The organism is Pseudomonas sp. PS01297 (assembly GCF_029959305.1).
GTDB lineage: Bacteria > Pseudomonadota > Gammaproteobacteria > Pseudomonadales > Pseudomonadaceae > Aquipseudomonas > Aquipseudomonas helleri.
In genome coordinates this window covers 1-19,142 of the sequence record NZ_JASCPQ010000100.1, presented here as the reverse complement: position 1 = coordinate 19,142, position 19,142 = coordinate 1, and the positions used below count along the sequence as shown (strand labels likewise).

The window sequence follows — 19,142 nt, the reverse complement described above, 5'->3', positions numbered from 1 at the left end:
CGGCCACTTAGGGTTCCGGCCTTACGCCGTGCCACTTTGAAAAGCGCAAAGTGGCCAAACGCTTTTTGCCCCAACCCCTCGGTGCCTCGCTGTGGCTCGGCATGCCCTCACCACAGGCCTTGCTCCGTGGGCCCGCCGCGATCGGCCATCCCTGGCCGTGTCGCGGCTAACCCGGCGTCCTGCCGGGTTACCCACTGCGCAAAACCTGTGTTCGGCCAGCGTGGTTTAACGGGGCTTCTTAGATCAAGATCACAAGCCAGATCAAGATCAACAGCTCGCGAGCAAGCTCGCTCCTACAGTCTTTAGAATCAATCACTTATTTTGTGTTTGATAAGAGGGGCTGCCCCGTCTATAACGCCGCGCTGTCGCGCTGCAAACAGGCCGCCGAGTAACTTCAGCATCCCCAATCGGTTCCCTCTCCTTCGGGAGAGGCGTGGTGAGGGGGGCTAAGACCGCGAGCACGCTGGCTACAGCGCTTTATTTACTGTTGCACATGACACCGGACACCCGTCTCAAGCACTTGCGGCTGTTGGCAGCCGTCGGTGCTCAGGCTGCAGCGTTCGCGGAAGAAACACCCCTGGGGAAGGTTTCGGTTGCCCGGCAATTCGGTGGGCGCTGCCACCTGTTCGGCCCGCAATGGCACGCCCAGGCGGGGAACAGCTTCGAAGAGCAAGCGGGTGTACGGGTGGCGTGGCTGGTCAAGAACTTGCGCCGCGTTGCCGAGCTCGACGATCTGCCCCAAGTACATCACGGCCACCCGGTCAGACATGTGCCGTACCACCGAGACGTTATGGGAAATCAGGATGTAGGTCAGATTGCGCGCCCGTTGTAACTCGGCCAGCAGGTTGAGGATCTGCGCCTGCACCGAGATGTCCAGCGCAGAGGTGGGCTCGTCGAGCACGATGATGTCCGGGTCCGAAGACAAGGCTCTGGCAATGGCGATCCGCTGACGCTGGCCGCCGGAGAACTGGTGGGCAAAACGGTCCAGGTATTCCGGACGGATACCGACCTGGGCTGCCACTTTCGAGGCAATGTCGCGCATCTGTTCGCGTGAGCGCATACCGCGCGCATAGAGCGGCTCGGTGATGATGCGCCAGATCGGCAACCTCGGGTTCAGTGATGATTGCGGGTCCTGGAAGACGATTTGCACATTGCTGCTGCCCTGGCCTTTGTTGCCGTTGGCCCAGCTCAACGTGCCACTGCTGGGGGCAACCAGGCCCATCAGCACTTGCGCCAGGGTACTTTTGCCACAGCCGGACTCTCCGACGATGCCCAGGGTTTCCCCGGCCCTGACCTGAAGGTCGATGCCATTGAGGGCATGGGCATAGCCGCGGGGCCGTCCCAGCCAGTCATTGCTGACGGGGAAGCGCACGCGCACGTCGGTCAATTGAAGGATCTCGTGAGGCACCACGGCCACCGATTCAGACACTGCACTGTTCATCACGAAAGCTCCTTATGCGGTAGCCAGCAAGCGCTTTTACGTTGTTCATCGTAGTTGATGGCGGTCAACACCGGCCGCTCGCTGCACATCGGCAACGCATGCTGGCAGCGCTCCGCGAACGTGCAGCCGACGGGCAGGCGCGAGAGATTCGGCACTTGCCCGGGAATGGTCATCAAGGGCTGCCCCGGCTCGACCATTTCCGGCAGACCGCTGAGCAACCCTTGGGTGTAGGGATGGCGCGGATGGCGCATCACATCCGCGGTCAGCCCTTGCTCAACCACCGCGCCGGTGTACATCACGTACACCCGGTCACAGAACTGCGACACCAGGGCCATGTCGTGGGTGATCAACAGAATGGCAGTCCCTTTTTGCCGGGCCTTTTCTTGCAGTAACAGCAGCACCTGGCGTTGCACCGTGACGTCGAGCGCGGTGGTGGGTTCATCGGCGATCAGCAACTGCGGCTCACACGAGAACGCCAGGGCAATCATGACCCGCTGGCGCATGCCGCCCGACAGTTCGAACGGGTAGCTGTCCAGAACCTGCTCGGGGCTGGCGATATGCATGTCGCGCAGCAGCTCGATGGCCTTGGCCCGGGCCTGTTGTGTGCTGATTTTCTGGTGATGGATGATCACGTCGAGCATTTGCCGACCGATCCGCCGCGTCGGGTTGAGCGCGGTCATCGGCTCCTGGAAGATCATCGCCGCATCACGGCCGCGAATCTTCAAAAGCTCTTTTTCAGGGGTGTTGAGCATGTCGCGATCGAGCATGCTCAGGCTGCCGGAGGTGATCCGGTAACTGCGCTCGGGCAGCAAGCGCATGCTGAGCATCGCGGTGACGGATTTACCCGACCCGGACTCGCCGACCACGCCCACAATTTCGCCGGGGTTGACGTGCAACGACACGCCGTTGAGTGCCTTGACGCTGCTCTTGTAGGCCGGGAACTCCAGGCTCAAGTTGTCGATGGCCAACACTGGATTGCAAGTCGACATGCTTATTTCCCCTGCTGGCGTGGATCGAGCAGATCGCGTACGCCATCGCCCAACAAATTGAAGCCCGTCGCCGTGATCAGAATGGCCAGCCCCGGGAAGGTGGAGTACCACCAGTTATCCAGAATGTAATTGCGCCCGGTGGCGACCATTGCCCCCCACTCAGCGGTGGGTTGTTGCGCACCCAGACCGATAAAGCCCAGGGCCGAGGCCATGAGAATGGCGCTGCCGATGTCCAGGCTCAGTTGCACCAGCAACGGTGGCATGGCGTTGCGCGCAACGTGCCAGTGGACCATGTGCCAGCGCTCGGCACCGAAGGTTTCGGCGGCCTTGACGTAGCCCATCTGGCGAATGCTCAAAGACTGGCCGCGGGCCAATCGCACATAAGAAGGAATTCGCACCAGAGTAATCGCCAACATGGCATTGAACAGGCTGGCGCCCAGAGCGGCCGCCAGGGCCATGATCAGCACCAGTGACGGCACCGACAGCATGATGTCCATCATGCGCATGGTCACGGCGTCGAAACGCCCGCCAATCACCCCGGAAAAACAGCCCAGCAGCCCGCCGATAAAACACGCGGAAAAGGCCACGAACAAACCGACGCCGACCGATTGACGGCTGCCGAACAGGACCCGGCTGAACAGGTCACGGCCTACTTCATCGGTACCGAACCAGTGCTCGGCAGACGGTGCGGCCAAACGCGCCGAGAGGTTCAGGGCGTTAGGGTCATGGCTGGCCAGCCACGGCGCGAAGATCATGCACAGCACTACCATCAGGGTGATGGCCAGCCCGGCCATGGTCAGCGGGCTGCGGCGGATCTGATGGATCAAGTAGGCGGTTTGCTCGCGCCAGCGCGGGGTAGGGGCGGCGGAAGTCAGAGGGACGGACATTTCAATTCACCTCGCCGATACGCGGGTCGATCACGCGATACAGAAGATCGATGGCCATGTTCAGCAACACATAGATAAACGACACCAAAATGGCGAAACCCATCACCGCCGGGAAATCCAGCGACTGGATCGACTTGACGACGTAGGCGCCCATGCCGGGCCAGGCGAAGACGGTCTCGGTGAGCACTGCGCCGTAGAGCAGGTCGCCCAAGGTCAGGCCGAGCACCGTCACCGAAGGGATCAACGCATTAGGCAGGGCGTGGCGCAGGATCACGGTCCAGCGCGACAGGCCATAGGCGCGGGCCGTGCGGATATAGTCCTCGCCGAGTTGGTCGAGCATGGCGGAGCGAATTTGCCGGGCGATCACCCCCAAGGTCACGAAACCTAGTGTGGCGGCGGGCAGGATGAGGTGTTTGAGCGCGTCCATAAACAGGCTGAAGTTTCCGGCCAGCAGGGCGTCAATCAGGTAGAACCCGGTGATCGTTGTTGGCGGGGCAAGCCCTTCGGACAGACGTCCGCCACCGGGCAGCCAGCCCAGATGGCCATAAAACAGCACGATGGCGCCCAGACCCAGCCAGAAAGCCGGAGTTGAAATCCCGGTGACCGCCAGGGTCCGTGCAATCTGGTCAATAGCGCGGTTGTGATAGACGGCCGACAACACACCCAGCGGTACGCCCACCACAATCGCCAGGAACAACGCGACCACCGCCAGTTCCAGGGTCGCCGGGAAGAACGCCTGCAGGTCTTCAAGCACCGGGCGATTGGTGCGGATCGACGTGCCGAGGTCGCCCTGCACCAGGTCCAGCAAGTAACGGCCATATTGTTGGTACAGCGGTAAATCCAGCCCCAGTTGATGGCGGATACCGGCCACCAGCTCATCGCTGGCACGGTCACCGGCAATCAGTCGGGCGGGGTCGCCAGGAATCAGGTGGGAAATGGCAAAAGTAATCAGCGAAACACCGAACACGACCAGCAACAGGCCAAGCAGGCGCTTGCGCAACAACGTCAGGAAGGCCATAAGGCACCTCTGTTACTCAAACGACAGATATCAGAAAACCGTGCACGCCTTTAGCGGCGTGCACGAAAGCGCTGGTTCACTTGCTCATGCTGCCCAGGTTGAACACCTGTTCGAGCATGGGGTTGAACACATAGCCTTTGACCGAATCACGCATCGGCAAGGTGTAGCTCTTTTGGTAGAGGTACACGTAAGCACTGTCGTTGAGCGCCAGCTTTTGCGCGTCCTGATACAACTCGACGCGCTTGGCCTGATCGCTGGTGGTGGCCGCTTCACGAATCAGCGTGTCGACCTGCGGGTTGCTGTAGAACGAGCGGTTGCCTTGCAAGCCCTGCATTTTGGAATCGAACCAGAAGTTCATGAACATGTACGGGTCGGCGAAGTCAGGGCTCCAGGTGCCGACGGCGATGTCGTAGTCGGCCTGGCCAACACGTTCGCGCAGGGTGGCGTTGGCGGTTTTTTCCATCTTGAGGTTAATGCCCAGTGGCATCAGGGCCGCTTGCAAGGTCAGGCCAATCGGTTCCCAGTTGGCGTCCTTGTCCGAGTACATGTAACTCAGGTTGGTGATCTTTTTCGGCACTTTGGCCAGGCTGTCGGCTGCTGCCGTCATGTCCTGCTTCATGTTCGGCAGCGAACTGTCATACGCCCACATGCCTTTGGGGATCGGCCCGTTCAGCAGTTCGGCCTTGTCCTTGAGAATGCCGCTGACGATGCCTTTGTAGTCCACCGCTTCGGTGATCGCACGGCGGGCGTCAACGTTGGTCAGCGGGCCTTTTTTGTTGTTGAGGTACAGGTAGGTCACCCGCAGGGACGGGTACTCTTTGACTGCTATGCCTGGCTTGCTGGCCAGTGCCCCCAACTGGTCTTCGGGCATGTCTTCAATAATGTCGAGGTCGCCACGTTCCAGTTGCAAGCGACGTACCGAAGGCTCGGCGATGATTTTCAACACCACGGTTTTCAACGCAGGCGCGGGGCCTGCGTAGTGAGGGTTTGGCTCCAGGGTCAGCGACTGGCCTTTTTGCCAGTTGGCCAGACGATAAGGGCCCGAACCTGCGGTGTGGCTGGACAGCCAGGCGTTGGTGTCTGCGCCTTTGTTCGCCACCAGCGGGTTGATCACCGAGGCGCCGTTGTGGGCCAGGGTGTAGAGGAACGGCGCAAAAGGTGTTTTCAGGGTGAAGCGGATGGTCTGCGGGTCAACCACAGTGACCACCATGTCTTCCGGGAATGCACCGGACGGCCCTTGCTTGAGGGTCATCAAACGGTCGAACGAGAATTTCACTGCTGCGGCGTCTACGGCGCTGCCGTCATCGAACTTGTTGCCCGGCTTGAGCTTGAATTCCCATACCAGGTTGTCGGGGGACACGGTCCAGCTTTCGGCCAGGTCGCCCTCGACTTCGGTGCTGCTCTTGTCACCGTCGGTCTTGTAGCCCACCAAGCGCTGATAGGACGGGTAGGTAATGGTCCAGTCGTTGTTATCAAACGTCACGGCGGGGTCGAGGGTTTGCGGGTCGGCGGGTTTGCCGATAATCAGCGTGTCCTGTGCCACGGCAGCGGTAGCAGCCTGCCAGGCGCCGAGGCTCAAGGCGGCACACAAAAAACTCAGCGCCAATCTGCGGGCACGGGGAGGGGTGTGGCGGTTCACGGGGTTCATGACGGTCATTGCCGGTTTCCTTCAACATTCGATGTCTGGAAGTGGGTCAGGTTTTTTTTTGGAATCTATAACCGGGCAGTAGCAGTTGAAGCATGTTTACAGCGTTTTTGTTGTTCTTTTCGGGCAGTGCGTTGGCCCTGAAACTCTTTGATTTCATCGACCTTTACGGCTCAAACAGGTGTTACTCGTGGATCAACGGGTAGTCGTCGGCGTTGGGTAATTCGTAATGCCACCATTCACTGGCGATCGGCTGGAAGCCGCCTCCGAGCATCACCCCTAATAGCAGCAAGCGATTGCGTTGCACCTGCACGGGCAAGTGTGGGTAGAACTGGTGCGAGGGTTCTTCCATGGTGTCGAAACCCGTGCCCATATCCAGCGCTACGCCGTCGCCGTCCACCAGTGTCAGGTCAACCGCGACACCACGACTGTGGTGTGAGCCCAGGTGCGGATCGCGCACGTAGTCGCCGTTGGGCAGGGCTTCCCACAACAGGAACTGCGCAGCAGGCGGCCGGTAGGCGTCATAAATCAGCAGGCTGTAACCGGCCAGTCGCGCCAGTTCGCTGGCCTTGCGCAGGCAGGCGGCGGCATCGCGATGCAGCAGGCAACGGGTTGTCGGGTAGATCACTTTGCCGGCCAGATTGTCGGCAGTGGCATAGATCATGTTGATCTGCACCTGAAACTGCCGGGCATCAATCTCAATCAGCGGGCTGGGACTGGTAACGCTCTGATTCACACACTCACTCCTGGTGAACTCGGTTGGGGCACTGCGCTTAACCTTCAAACTGGCCGAAGGCTTTTTGCAGTTGACGGTTCTTGGCCAAACGTTCGTCCAGATGCTCGCCATATTGCTGCGCAACAGCTGAAACCATGAGATTCAACAGGCATGCCAGCGGCGCCGGAGAATCCCAAAATTGGCCCACATCGGTTTTGATCTGCAACAGATCCAGCGCGTAGTCACGGGCCCACGGGCATTGCAGGTCGGTAATCAGGGCCAGCGGCAATGCGTTTTCAAGGGCCGCCTGGCAGAAGGTCTGGGTCACGCTGGAATACGCGCGAAAGTCGGCAATGATCGCGTAGGGGTTGTCGAAGCCTGAGTTCAACGTTTCGGCATAAATGCCGGACAGGCCGTCCACGTAGTAAACCTTGGGGCGGATGTACTCAAGGTGGCTGTGAAAGGCCGTGAGAATCCCGCGGGTGGACTGGATGCCGATAATAAACACGGCATCGGCTTCGTGGATGCGTTTGACGATCTGGGCAAAGGCTTCGCTGCGCGCCACTTCATAGACGTACTGGATCGCTTCGAATTCACGCTGCATCGAACGGTCGAGCGCGTCACCGCCGTTGCTTTCAGCGCGAAAGGCTGCAATCCGGTCGGTGATCAACCAGGACGCAGGCACTTCACCGCGCAAGCTCTGTTTGACGTCGTCGAGGTTCTGATAACCCAACGAGCGCAAGAACCGCCCGACCGAAATCCCGGTGGTTGAGGCTTGCAGCGCAATGCTGTCCGCGGACTCGAAAGGGAGTTGTTGCGGGTTGCCGAGCAAGTAACTGGCAATGCGTTTGCCGGTCGGCGTCATGCTGGAAAACTCGTTTTCCAGCAACTGAAAAAAATTGTTTTTTTCCATAAAGATCAACGCGCGCCGACAGGTGAGTGTTATACGAGTGTCATTTTCAATCTTGGTGTTATCAACATAACATCAGTCTTCGAGCGGACACAACGGCTTTTCTGCGGATTGCAGAGGAATTAATTTTTTGCGTGGGAATGCGTTCTTTAAGAGTGCCGTCCCGTCTTCGATTCCGTGCCGTCGCACAGCAAACAGGCCACCGACAGTCGTCAGCATCCCCCAATCGGTTCCCTCTCCTTCGGGAGAGGGCTAGGGTGAGGGGGGCTCTTACAGGGAGGATTAGCCGATTGGCTTGCGACTTCGGGTCAGTAGCCACAGCAGGTAAAACCCGCCCAATAGCCCGGTGGTCAGGCCGATGGGCAGGTTGAGGTTCAGCGGGAAGCGCTGGCTCACCAAGTCGGCGCTGAGTAACAGCAGGGCGCCCATGATGGCGCCGGACACCAGCGGGATGTCCGGTGAGCCGGTCAGGCGTCTGGCCAGTTGTGGCGCTGCCAAGGCGATAAAGCTGATCGGCCCGGCCGCCGCCGTGGCAATCGAGGTCAAGCCCACGGCGGCCATGACCATCACCAGTCGCGAGCGCTCAACCGGGACGCCCAGTTGGCAGGCGGTGTCGTCACCCATCTCCAGAATATTCAACGGCCGCGCATGGTAGATCGCAATCGGCACGATCAGCACAAAGCCTATTGCAGCCGGCAGCACGTGGGACCAGGTGCGGGTGTTCAGTGAACCCGACAACCACAGTTGCGCGGTCATGGCCTGATCGAGGTCGCCGGTCACCAGCAAGACAGTGTTGAGGCCGGTGAGCATGGCGCCGACGCCAATCCCCACCAACACCAGACGATAGCCGCCGGTGGTGCGGCCTTTCAGCGACAGGACAAACACCACGGCGGCTGTGCAGACGCCTGAGAGTACGGCCGCCAGCGAGGTGCCCAACGGCCCGGCATTGAACAGGATGATTTGCACAATGGCGCCACTGGCTGCGCCGGTGGTAAAGCCGATGATGTCCGGCGAGCCCAGCGCATTGCGCGAGATTGACTGAAACACCGATCCGGCCATGCCCAACGCGGCGCCGACGAACACGGCGGTAAGCACACGCGGCAAACGCACCCGCTGAATGATCCGCTCGGCCGTCGGGTTGTCACCCACGCCGAACAGGCTGGCGAGCACCTCGCCAGGGCTCAGGTGCAAGGTGCCGATGCCCAGTAACAGCACAGCCAGCAGCAGTGCCAAGAGCATTAAACCGGCGTTGATCAATGCCGCCCGTGGGCGCCAGACAAACGAGCAGTGGGCGAAACGAACCACGGCGGGCAGGCTGTTTTTCATAGTTGGCTCAGTCGGTACTTGCGCACCACAGCAATAAAGAAGGGCCCGCCGAGCAACAGGGCGACGATCCCGGCAGCGATTTCAGACGGGGCGACCACCAGTCGGCCCAGCACGTCGGCGCCCAGCAACAGAATGGCCGCGTAAAGCCCGGAGTAGGGCAGGATCCAGCGATAATCCGGGCCCACCAGCAAGCGGGCGATGTGCGGTGCCACCAGCCCGACAAAGGCAATCGGCCCGGCCCCGGCTGTGGCTGCCCCGGCCAGCAGCATGACCGCCAGGCACGCCAGCAGCCAGGTCGAGCGCGGGCTGGCGCCGAGTGCCAGGCCCAGGTCCTTACCCAACGCCAAGATGTTCAGGTTGCTGACAATCAGCAAGGCCACCGCGCAGCCGAGGCTGACCGCCACGGCCAAGACGGCGGCTGCCTCCAGCCCGCTGCGCTCAAGTGAACCGGAAGCCCAATGGCGGAACTGATCGAACACCTCGGTGGGGGCATTGAGGATGAAGATCCCGGTGATCGAGGTCAGCATGATCGACAAACCGGCCCCGGCCAGTACCAACCGCACCGGGTTGTTCCCGCTGGAGTGGGCATGGCCGATGATGAACACCGCTATCCCGGCCAGCCCGGCGCCGATAAAGGCAAACCAGACATAGGCCAGTGGCGTGACCACATGGAACGCCACCGCGCCGATGATCACCGCCAGCGCGGCACCGGCGTTGATCCCCAGCAGGCCTGGTTCGGCCAGCGGGTTGCGCGTCACGGCTTGCATGATCGCCCCGGCCACGCCCAGGGCCAGCCCCGCGAGGATCGCCACCAACGTGCGCGGCACGCGCATTTCGCGCACGATCAGGTGCAAGTCGTTGTGCCGGTCGTAGTGCCTGAGGGCGTCCAGCACCTGCGCCAGATCAATCGAGCGTGAGCCCAGCGTCAGGCTCAGCACGCTCATCAACAACAGCAGCGCAACGCCGCCGATCAGCCCCCGATAACGCTTGCGTTGGCGGGCATCACCGCGTGCGGTGTATTGCAAAGACAATGGCCTCACTCAGTGAAAACTCCGTGCCACGGTGTCGATCATTTGCCGCCCCGAGTAGTAGTCGATGCGAAACGAGCTGACTCCCAGCGGGTAGATCCGTTTATTGATCACCGCAGGCAGGTTGGCCAGCACTGGATCCGCGAGAAACGCTTGCACGTCGGCGTCATTGCCGCCGAGTAAAAACACGCTGTCACCGACAATCGCCCTGGACAGGTTTTCACGGGAAATAAAGCCCACGTCCGAGCTGCGTCGCACTTGCGCGTCCAGCGCCTCGGGCAAGCTCGCGACCTTGAAACCCAGCGCCGACAACAGGCGCGCCTGCGGGCTGCTCGGCAGGCCGACCGAGTAACTCCCGGCAATGTTATAGCCGACCACGCTCACCGGTTCGGCCGGCGGTGTCAGGGTCGCGGCAACCTGCGTGGTGTAGTCGTCAAAGCGCTTGATCGCATCCTGTGCCTGCTGTTCCAGGCCCGTCACCTTGCCCAGCTCAACCGCCATTTGCTGCCAGCTCTGGTTCGAGTAGTTGACCACGGTGGTGTTGATGCCCTGGGCTTGCAGTTCACCCTGATGCTGAATCACGCTGTCGGCCCCGGTGGCCGACAGCACCAGCAGGTCCGGGTCCTGGCCGATCACCGCTTCGATGTCGAACAGCAAATTGCTGTACAGCACCTGCACACCGCGTTGGTCGGCCACCTCAGCCCATTGCGTGAAAAAGCCCTTGGCGTCAGACAATCGGCTGGGGGTGGTCGCGGCGGTGGCGATCAAGGGCGCGTTCATGGCCAGCAAGATGCCGGTCACGCTGGGGGTGGTCGAAACGATGCGCCGGGGTGTGTCGGCGGCGTGGGCGACACTGGCCAGCAGCAAGGCCGCCAGCGACAACAAGGGCAGGGCGCGCAGTTTAATCATCGGTGCATGGCTCGTTGAGGTGATGGGCAAAGGTCGAGCCGCTGTATTGCTCGCGGAAATGCCCGGCTTGTACCAGACGCGGCATCACCTGCTGCAGAAATAAATGCACTGACTCGACAGCCCCTCCCGGCGCCGCGATAAAGCCGTCGATGGCACCCGAGTCGGCCCATTCAAGGATCTGCTCCACGGCATCATCGACGGTGCCCACCACTTGCCAGTGCGCCGCCGAGATCACTTCCGGGCGCAGCAGCAGTTGGTCAATGGTCAGTGATTCGCGTTCGATCAGGCGTCGCAGCAGGCTGTTATGGGTACGGCTCCCGGCACTGGGCGGTACTTCAGGCAGGTCTGCCCTGGTCACCAGGCGATCGGCTGCCCAGTTGCTCAGGTCGAGGCCGATCATGTCTTTGATTGAGGCCAGTTTGCGCGTGCGGTCTAGGCGTGCATGGGTTTGCATAAACAGGGCGCGGGCTTCTTCGCGGGTGGCGGCCAGGTACAGGCTGAGGCCGGGCAACAAACGAATATCCGCCGGATTGCGACCGTGGCGCAGGGCCCGTTCAGACAGGTCGCGGCGCAGGTCTTGGGCGGCCTCTATATCGGGCGTCGGGGCGAACACCAGGTCGGCCACCGAGGCCGCAAAATCGCGCCCGGAGTCTGACGCGCCGGCTTGAATCAGCGGGATGCGGGTGTCGGGGAAGGCGGGCAAATTGAGCGGGCCTTTGACCTTGAGGTGCTTGCCGTCATGGTTGATCGGATTGACCTGGGCCACGTCCGCATAACGGCCGCTGGCGCGGTCAATCTGCAAGGCTTCACTGGGGAAGCTGGCCCACAGCGCCTGCACCACCTGGGTAAATTCGGCGGCGCGCTCATAGCGCTCTTCGGCGCTGGGCATGTGTTCCAGGCCAAAATTTTCGTGGCCTTGCAGGGCGGTGACGATGTTCCAGCCCGCGCGGCCACGGCTCACCCAGTTCAGCGATTGCAACTGGCGGGCAACCACGTACGGTGGAAAAAAGGTGGTCGAGACGGTGGAGACCAGGCCGATATGCGTGGTTTCCCGGGCGACGGCCGCCAGTAGCACGGTGGGGTCGAGGCTGGCAAAGCCGGAGCCGCTGGCAAGCATTTCGGTGGGCATGCTGCTGACGTCCGGGCGGAACACAAAGTCCAGGTGTGCGGCTTCGGCGCGGCGGGCCAGGTCAATGGCGTAATCAGCGGTGAAAATCCCTTCGATGTTGCTGTTTTCGCGCCTCCAGCCGTCGCCGCTCAACCAGGTGGGCGCCAGGGACAGACCGATGTGCAGGTGTTTTTTGCGACTCATGATCAAACCTTTGTGACCTAAACAAAAAGATCGCGAGACAAGCTCGCTCCTACAGAGGGGCGGGGGATCAGAACGCGCCCTTGACCCCGATGCCGAACATCCGGGGTGTGGTCATGCTCGCTTCAAGGCCGCCGATGCCACGGTTTTGCTGCATGTAAATGGCGGAGCGGTCGTCGAAGACGTTCTTCACGTAGCCATACAACTCGACCGCTTCACTGAAGCGATAACTCATGCGCGCATCGGTCAGGGTGTACGAGTCGATGCTCAGGCTCTTGGTGTTGGCGGTGTCGGAGTAGTAGCCGTCGAAGTGCCGCACTTGCACCGACAGGTTGGCTTTATCGGTGATGTCCCAGCTCGGGCCAAAGCTCAGGCTGTAACCGGGTGAGCGGGCAAATTCATTGGCCTCATACGATTCGTTGCTGGAGATCTTGTCGATGCGGGTGCGCAAGGTGCCGACGCTGCCGCGCAGTTTGAGGGTGTCCAGCACTTGGTAGTCCGCGCCCAGCTCAAGCCCGTAGCCATGGGCTTTTTCGGCATTGATGGTGTACGACTGGGCGACGCCGGGCGAGATCACCACCGGGATGTTGTACTGCGCGTCCTTGAAGTCCATGTAGAACAGGTTGGCGCTGAGGATCAGCCGGTCATCGAGCAGGTTGGCGCGGGTGAACAGTTCATAGTTCCACACCGATTCTTCCTTGAAGTCCTGCCACTGGCGGGTGCTCAGGTTAAGCGACATACCGCCCGGGTTGTAGCCACGGCTGACCATCGCGCCGACGGTCCAGTCCGGGGTGGCGGCAAAGGCCAGCGACACTTTGGGCAGAAACGCCGAGAAGGTTTTCTGGTAGTCCAGCGGGCCGGGGGCGAGCACCGAGGTGCCCTGGCGGTCAATACGGTCTTCCTGATAACGCAGGCCGCTGCTGAGAGTCCAGCGGTCGTTCAGGCGGTAATTCAATTCACCGAAGACGCCGTAGTTTTCCTTGGTGTCATCAAAGCTCGACAGCCCCGACAGCAGCAGGGATTCATCGGATTTGGTGCGGGCCACATATACGCCGCCGACGCCGCTGAATTCGCTGTGCTGGTCACCAAAGGTCAGGCGCGTTTCGTTGGACAGGTTGTTCTGCTTGACGTCGGCGTCGCCCTGGCCGCGGATGCCGGTGTAGCGTTTGACGCTGGAGTGCGAGTACTGCGCCTGGTTGAACAGTTTGAGGCCGTTGTCGAAGTCATAGCTGACATCGAGGATCCCGGTATTGGTGGTCTGCTCCCACGACGGCATGGTCGTGGTGGTGTGGTCGAGCTTGTGGAAAGGCTCGGAGGCCGCTTCCTGGCTGGGGCGGTTGCTGTCGTTGTGGACCAGTGTCAGCTTGGCTTCAAGTCCTGTTATCGAACTGGGTAGCCAGAGCAATTTGGCGCGGGCGTTCAGCGCGCTGAAGTCCTGATCGGTCTTGCCCTTCTGGAAGTTGGGGCTGGTGTAGTCAATAAACGTGTCGCGGGCCGAGTAATCCACCGCCAGACGTCCCGCCAGGTCTTCGCCCATCAACGGGCCGGAGAGGGCAATCGAGGTGCGTTTGTGGTTGTAGTTGCCGATTTCGGCCTGGTATAGCGCTTCGGGTGTGAAGGTCGGGTTTTTGGTGTTGACGATGATCGCCCCGGCAATCGCGTTGGCCCCTTGCGAGGTGGTTTGCGGCCCGCGGAACACTTCGATGCTGTCCAGATCCCAGACCGACGTCGCGCCAAAGAACATCTCGTTGTAATTCAGGTAATGGCCGTCGAGGTTGATCGTCGCGCGGGGCACGGTGCCGCCCCAGAACACGTTCTGCCCGTTGTTCGGCCCCTGGCTGTCCATCCCGCGAATGACCGGAGCGCCCACGGTGTCGGTGTAGATCACGTTGGGGACGCCCTGGAGCACTTCGTGAACCGTCGAGTCACCGGTTTTTTGCTGATCGATTTCGCGACCGCTGATGACCGTGACCGAGGAGGCGGTGTTCTTTAACTCACGCTCAAGTTTCTCGCCGGTGACGGTAATCGGCTCGAACACCAGCGATGTTTTCTTCTCGCTGACCACGCTCTCTTCTGCCAGCGCACAAGACGCGCCGAGCAGGGTAGACAAGGTTAAAACGCTGAAACCACGGCTCAGCTTGCGGGATGGATAGGCCTTCAAGAGATGCTCCAAATGAGAATGATCCTCGTTAATGGCGATCCTAGCATGTAGCCATTACGTTCCTCAATAAAGAATTCATTCCTCTATGCGGTATTTGTCGGTGTGAACTACGCTGCTTTTTTTGTCCGCGGTAAGGGACGCTAAAGTCGGTATCATGCGCATCGCCGTTGCGTCATCGCGTCGTCGATGGATGCCTATTGAGAGACTGCTGCGAGACAGTGGCGAGGAGAGGTTATTTGAAGAAGTTGAAGGCCAGCGTGGACGACGAGGCCCCCGAGACCCCGAACGAAAAGCGCTCGGGCACGATTCAGTCGGTGGCCATTGCTGCACGGTTTTTGAATGTGCTGGCCAGCGCTGAGCGCGAACTGGCCTTGGGTGAAGTCGCCCGGCGCACCAGTACCGGCGGTTCCACGACCCATCGCTACCTGCAAAGCCTGGTCAAGGAAGGCCTGGCCAAACAGGACCCGGCCACCGGCCTGTATGACCTCGGCCCGGCGGCGCTGAGCATTGGCATTGGCGCCCTCAAACGTGTGGATGCGGTAGAAATCGCCGCCGCGCAAATGAAAGCCCTGGCCTACCAGCATGCCGCCAGTGGCGGGGTGGCGATCTGGACCGACCGCGGGCCGACGCTGGTGCGCTGGTATCGCAGTGCCTACTTCTCCATCAGCCCTTTGGCCTTGGGCGATATCCTGCCGCTGGACAACACCGCCTGCGGGCTGGTGTTTCAGGCGTTTTTGCCGAAGACCACGATTGATGCAGCGCGCAAGCAACAGCCCGCGCATTTTCGCGGTACGCCGCCAACCAAAGCGGTGCTTGAAGATGTGCGCAGTGCTTGCTGGTCCGAGCTCACCAGCCACCTGCTGTCGAACGTGACCGGGCAGGCGGCCCCGGTGTTTGACGCCCAGGGCGAGCTGGTATGTGTGATGACCACCGTGGCCGATCTGGGCCAGTTGAAATCGCCCGAAGATCGCCGTGCGCTGTTCCATGCGGCCAATCGGGTCAATCAGTCCACCGGCGGTTTGCCCTGGCAGGGTGGCGAGTAAACCTTAGTCGATGGCCCGGGCCTTGGGCACCACCAGCGGGGTGCCGGTGACCGGGTCAGGAATGATCACCGATGCCAGACCGAACACCTGCTCGACCAGCGCCTCGGTGAATATTTCGCCCGGGGCGCCCTGGTCGACAATCGCACCGTCCTTCATCGCAATGATGTGTGAGGCGTAGCGGCAAGCCTGATTTAGATCGTGCAACACGGCGACAATCGTGCGGCCCTCGCGGTTGAGGCGGGCGAGCAGTTCGAGCAGCTCTATCTGGTGGGCAATATCAAGAAACGTGGTGGGTTCATCCAGCAGCAGGATCGGTGTTTCCTGGGCCAGCACCATGGCAATCCACACACGCTGGCGCTGGCCGCCGGACAGTTCGTCCAGCAAGCGGCCGGCCAGTTCCGTGACCTGCGCAGCCGCCATCGCCGCGCTGACGGCCTGCTCATCGGCCTGCGACCACTGGCGCAAAAAAGACTGATGCGGATAACGCCCCCGGGCGACCAGATCGGCCACGGTGATGCCATCGGGGGCCACCGCCGTTTGCGGCAATAAACCGAGGGTGCGGGCAACTTCTTTGGCCGGCAACAGCGTGATGACCTGCTGATCAAGCAACACCTGGCCGCTGGCCGGGGTCAGCAAGCGGGACAAGGCGCGCAACAAGGTCGACTTGCCACAGGCGTTGGGGCCGACGATCACGGTGAACGAGCCATCGATAATGCTGACCGAAAGATCGGTCGAAATCGTCCGTTGCTCGTAACGCAGAGTCACGGCATCGGCACGCAAGCGATGGGTCATGGAGAAGAGTTCCTGGCCAGTCAGAAGGGCGGCCAGTATCACAGATGCGGAATTTGTTCCGCAATACGGAAAGTGCGGGGCGATATCAAGATCAAAAGATCGCGAGGCCCGCGATCTTTTGATGTGAACGTTACGCGGCCTTGGTTTTAAGGGCCTCGGCAATGTAATCCGCTTGCCGGATGGCCAGGCTGACAATCGTCAGCGTGGGGTTTTCGGCCGCGCTGGTGGTGAACTGGCTTCCGTCCGAGATAAACAGGTTAGGCACCTCGTGGCTCTGGCCGTGTTTGTTGCACACCCCGTCAGCCTCTTTCAGGCTCATGCGGCAAGTGCCCAGGTTGTGGGTTGAAGGGTAGGGCGGCACGCGGTGGGTTTTCAGCGCGCCCACCGCTTCGTACACCGCGCTGCCTTGTTTGAAGGCGTGCTCGCGCATGGCCAGGTCATTGGGGTGATCGTCGTAATGCACGTTGGCCACGGGGATGCCCAAGTGGTCCTTGGTGTCACTCAAGGTGATGCGGTTGGTCTCGCGGGGCATGTCTTCACCCACCAGCCACATGCCCGCCAGATGCGTGTAGTTGTCCATCACACGGGTGAAATCCCGGCCCCAGGCGCCCGGATTAAAAAACGCCGCCATAAACGATGGGCCGAGGGAAATGGTCTCCATTTCATAGCCGCCGACAAACCCGCGATCCGGGTTGAAGCGCGACTCGTCACTGATCAGCCCCGCCATGATCGTGCCCCGATAGAAGTGCACCGGGTCGTTGAACTCGGCGAACACTGAACCTGTGGTGTGGCGCATGTAGTGCTTGCCGACCATCCCCGAGCCATTGCCCAAACCGTGAGGGAACATCGCGCTGGACGAGTTGAGCAGCAACCGCGGGGTTTCAATCGCATTGCCGGCAATCGCCACGACACGGCCTTTTTGCCGGTGCAACTGGCCTTGGGCGTCGGCATAGACCACGGCATTGGCGCGGCCCTTGGCGTCATGTTCGATCCGCACGGCATGGGCCTGGGTGCGCAAGTCGAGTTTGCCGGTGGCTTCGGCTGCGGGGATTTCGGTATACAGCGTGGACCACTTCGCGCCCATCTTGCAGCCCTGGAAACAGAACCCCAGCTGCATGCATTGTGCTCGCCCGTCACGGCCACGGCTGTTGATTGCCATGTGCCCGGTTGAGCACTCTTTGTAGCCGAGCTTTTTGGCGCCGTTGTACATCACCTGGAAATTGTTGTTGCCCGGTAAGCCGGGGATGTCGTGGGTGCGGGTCACGCCCATTTTGTTTTCGGCGCGTTCGTAATAGGGCTCCAGTTCGGCCAGGGTCAAGGGCCAGTCCAGGACGTTGGCGTCTTTGACATCGCCGTACATCTGGCGTGCGCGAAATTCGTGTTCTTGCAGGCGAATACTGGCACCGGCCCAGTGGGTGGTGGTGCCGCCCACGGTTTTGCAGATCCAGGCGGGCAGGTTGGGGAAGTCTTTGGCGATCTGCCAGGAGCCCGAGGTGGTGCGGGTGTCGCCCCAGGACAATTGCGCAAACGAAGGCCATTCATCGTTGATAAACGTTGCCGGGGATTGCCGTGCACCGGCCTCCAGCAACACCACCGGGATGCCCTTTTGGCACAACTCGTTGGCCAGCGTGCCGCCGCCTGCGCCGGAGCCGATGATGATCACTACCGAATCGTCGTCAAAACTGTAAGTCGTCATGTTCGCTGCTCCTCAAAACGCACTGGGACTGGCATCGGCTGGCGCGGCAGGTAGCCACTTCAGGTCATTGAAGCCGCGCATCAGGTAGCCGCCTTTAGGGAAGGAGGCGCCTTCGTAGCCGAAGTGCTCGTAGGCCAGTTCATTGCTGTACAGCGAGTTGACCGACGTGCCGCGCACCAACTTGAAAAACTCGCTGTTCTGGATTTTTTCGAGCAGGGCCACTTGCTGGTGTTCATCCAGGCTCGCCCACTTGCCGCCCGCCAGCGTGTCCAGCTCAGCGAGGCCTTTTTCCAGCTGCGGCAGAATCGAAGGGTCGGCCGATGCGCGCTCATCCAGCGCCTTCACAGCAAAGGCGTAGACAGCGTCTTCCATACGGTCATGGGGATAAATACGACGCACCACAAGCAACAATTGCGATGCTGCATGACTGGGGAGTGTGTTCATTTGCATGGCCCAGGACTGGCTGGGAGCCAGCAGCGCAATGGGGCCGGAGCTGAACACGAGGGTGCCTAACAGCAGCCCGCCACTTCCTTGCAGGAAGCGACGACGATTGACCTTTAGGTCTTGCATGAAATGTCTCCTTGTTATTTTTATAGGAGTAACAGTGTCACAGGCAAATCACAGGTCGCGGGTTGGCGGGAGCGGGTGACAGCGGTAAGCCCGTCCAGCCGGACGCCGGTTTAAAGCAATCAGGTATTTCTATTGATAGTGACCTCCACGTTGCAGCACCTCGATCTTGTAGCCATCGGGGTCCTGGATAAAAAAGAACCGCGCGAGCAGTTCGCCGTCTCTTTTAAATTCTTTGATGGGGGCGGGCGACCACTGCAAGTCGCTGAGGCGCTTGAACTGCTGATCGAGATCATCGACCACGAAGGCGGCGTGCCCGTAGCCCGTGCCGTGGGTGTACTCGGTCTGGCCCTTGTTCCAGGTGAGTTCTATTTCTGCGCCGCTCTCGATGTCGCGCAGATAGACCAGTGAGAAGTCGTCAAACTCCAGGCGATGCGACTCTATAAGCCCAAACGCCTGCTGATAGAAATGCATGGATTTTTCGAGATCGCCTACGCGGATCATGGAATGAATAAACTTTGCCATTGCCTCATCCTGCCTTGGAATTCTGGTTCTTGTTATAAGCACATTCCAATGGATCATGAGACCAATTGCAGCGGGGCAGGTAATAGAGGGGTACTACGTTTTGGCATGTTGCGATCGATTTAAAGATCGCAGCCTCGCGCTGCTCGGCAGCGACTACAGATGCGTAGTCGCTGCCGAGCAG

17 protein-coding genes are annotated in these 19,142 nt (G+C 60.7%); 1 reads left to right on the top strand and 16 read right to left on the bottom strand.

What is annotated here, in order from left to right:
• Window positions 1-481: 481 nt before the first annotated feature.
• The 12 genes from QMX84_RS22390 to QMX84_RS22335 all read right to left on the bottom strand — a co-directional run bounded on the left by QMX84_RS22390 (window position 482) and on the right by QMX84_RS22335 (window position 14,338).
• The gene (locus tag QMX84_RS22390; protein WP_262123639.1) at window positions 482-1,441 is read right to left on the bottom strand and encodes an ABC transporter ATP-binding protein; all 960 of its coding nucleotides are present in this window, start codon (window positions 1,439-1,441) and stop codon (window positions 482-484) included.
• The gene (locus tag QMX84_RS22385) at window positions 1,441-2,430 is read right to left on the bottom strand and encodes an ABC transporter ATP-binding protein (protein WP_282364814.1); all 990 of its coding nucleotides are present in this window, start codon (window positions 2,428-2,430) and stop codon (window positions 1,441-1,443) included. The genes QMX84_RS22390 and QMX84_RS22385 overlap by 1 nt, the downstream gene beginning before the upstream one ends.
• Window positions 2,431-2,432: 2 nt before the next feature.
• The gene (ddpC, locus tag QMX84_RS22380; RefSeq protein ID WP_048386942.1) at window positions 2,433-3,317 is read right to left on the bottom strand and encodes a D,D-dipeptide ABC transporter permease; all 885 of its coding nucleotides are present in this window, start codon (window positions 3,315-3,317) and stop codon (window positions 2,433-2,435) included.
• A gap of 1 nt (window position 3,318) precedes the next feature.
• Window positions 3,319-4,335 (bottom strand): ABC transporter permease, encoded by a 1,017-nt coding sequence (locus QMX84_RS22375; RefSeq protein WP_153333999.1) that lies wholly within the window; start codon window positions 4,333-4,335, stop codon window positions 3,319-3,321.
• Between the two features lie 76 nt (window positions 4,336-4,411).
• Window positions 4,412-5,992, bottom strand: coding sequence for an ABC transporter substrate-binding protein (locus QMX84_RS22370; protein WP_088500382.1), 1,581 nt, complete (start codon window positions 5,990-5,992; stop codon window positions 4,412-4,414).
• Window positions 5,993-6,164: 172 nt separating this feature from the next.
• Window positions 6,165-6,716, bottom strand: coding sequence for a D-alanyl-D-alanine dipeptidase (gene ddpX / locus QMX84_RS22365; RefSeq protein WP_282364813.1), 552 nt, complete (start codon window positions 6,714-6,716; stop codon window positions 6,165-6,167).
• A 37-nt stretch (window positions 6,717-6,753) separates the two neighbouring features.
• Window positions 6,754-7,608: a MurR/RpiR family transcriptional regulator gene (locus QMX84_RS22360; RefSeq protein WP_262123636.1), complete on the bottom strand. Its 855-nt coding sequence runs from the start codon at window positions 7,606-7,608 to the stop codon at window positions 6,754-6,756.
• 279 nt (window positions 7,609-7,887) lie between these two features.
• A complete protein-coding gene (locus QMX84_RS22355; RefSeq protein WP_282364812.1) occupies window positions 7,888-8,931 on the bottom strand; it encodes an iron chelate uptake ABC transporter family permease subunit in 1,044 nt (347 codons plus the stop codon).
• Window positions 8,928-9,875, bottom strand: a complete 948-nt coding sequence (locus tag QMX84_RS22350; protein ID WP_282364815.1) for an iron ABC transporter permease — start codon at window positions 9,873-9,875, stop codon at window positions 8,928-8,930. The genes QMX84_RS22355 and QMX84_RS22350 overlap by 4 nt, the downstream gene beginning before the upstream one ends.
• Before the next feature lie 96 nt (window positions 9,876-9,971).
• Window positions 9,972-10,868 (bottom strand): Fe2+-enterobactin ABC transporter substrate-binding protein, encoded by an 897-nt coding sequence (gene fepB / locus QMX84_RS22345; RefSeq protein ID WP_282364811.1) that lies wholly within the window; start codon window positions 10,866-10,868, stop codon window positions 9,972-9,974.
• Window positions 10,861-12,180 (bottom strand): NtaA/DmoA family FMN-dependent monooxygenase, encoded by a 1,320-nt coding sequence (locus tag QMX84_RS22340; protein ID WP_282364810.1) that lies wholly within the window; start codon window positions 12,178-12,180, stop codon window positions 10,861-10,863. Before QMX84_RS22340 ends, fepB begins: the two co-directional genes overlap by 8 nt.
• Before the next feature lie 67 nt (window positions 12,181-12,247).
• The gene (locus QMX84_RS22335; RefSeq protein WP_282364809.1) at window positions 12,248-14,338 is read right to left on the bottom strand and encodes a TonB-dependent receptor; all 2,091 of its coding nucleotides are present in this window, start codon (window positions 14,336-14,338) and stop codon (window positions 12,248-12,250) included.
• Between the two features lie 257 nt (window positions 14,339-14,595).
• On the opposite strand from QMX84_RS22335, the gene QMX84_RS22330 reads away from it, so the two are divergent.
• A complete protein-coding gene (locus QMX84_RS22330; RefSeq protein ID WP_088500249.1) occupies window positions 14,596-15,381 on the top strand; it encodes an IclR family transcriptional regulator in 786 nt (261 codons plus the stop codon).
• 3 nt (window positions 15,382-15,384) lie between these two features.
• Here QMX84_RS22330 and QMX84_RS22325 read toward each other — a convergent pair whose 3' ends face one another.
• From QMX84_RS22325 to QMX84_RS22310, 4 genes are all read right to left on the bottom strand, one after another.
• Window positions 15,385-16,173, bottom strand: coding sequence for an ABC transporter ATP-binding protein (locus QMX84_RS22325; protein WP_282364808.1), 789 nt, complete (start codon window positions 16,171-16,173; stop codon window positions 15,385-15,387).
• A gap of 130 nt (window positions 16,174-16,303) precedes the next feature.
• Window positions 16,304-17,869 carry a GMC family oxidoreductase gene (locus QMX84_RS22320; protein ID WP_282364807.1) on the bottom strand — a complete coding sequence of 522 codons (1,566 nt, stop codon included), beginning with the start codon at window positions 17,867-17,869 and terminating at the stop codon, window positions 16,304-16,306.
• Window positions 17,870-17,881: 12 nt separating this feature from the next.
• The gene (locus tag QMX84_RS22315) at window positions 17,882-18,439 is read right to left on the bottom strand and encodes a twin-arginine translocation signal domain-containing protein (protein ID WP_282364806.1); all 558 of its coding nucleotides are present in this window, start codon (window positions 18,437-18,439) and stop codon (window positions 17,882-17,884) included.
• 129 nt (window positions 18,440-18,568) lie between these two features.
• Window positions 18,569-18,961 carry a VOC family protein gene (locus QMX84_RS22310; RefSeq protein ID WP_123751484.1) on the bottom strand — a complete coding sequence of 131 codons (393 nt, stop codon included), beginning with the start codon at window positions 18,959-18,961 and terminating at the stop codon, window positions 18,569-18,571.
• Window positions 18,962-19,142 lie beyond the last annotated feature (181 nt).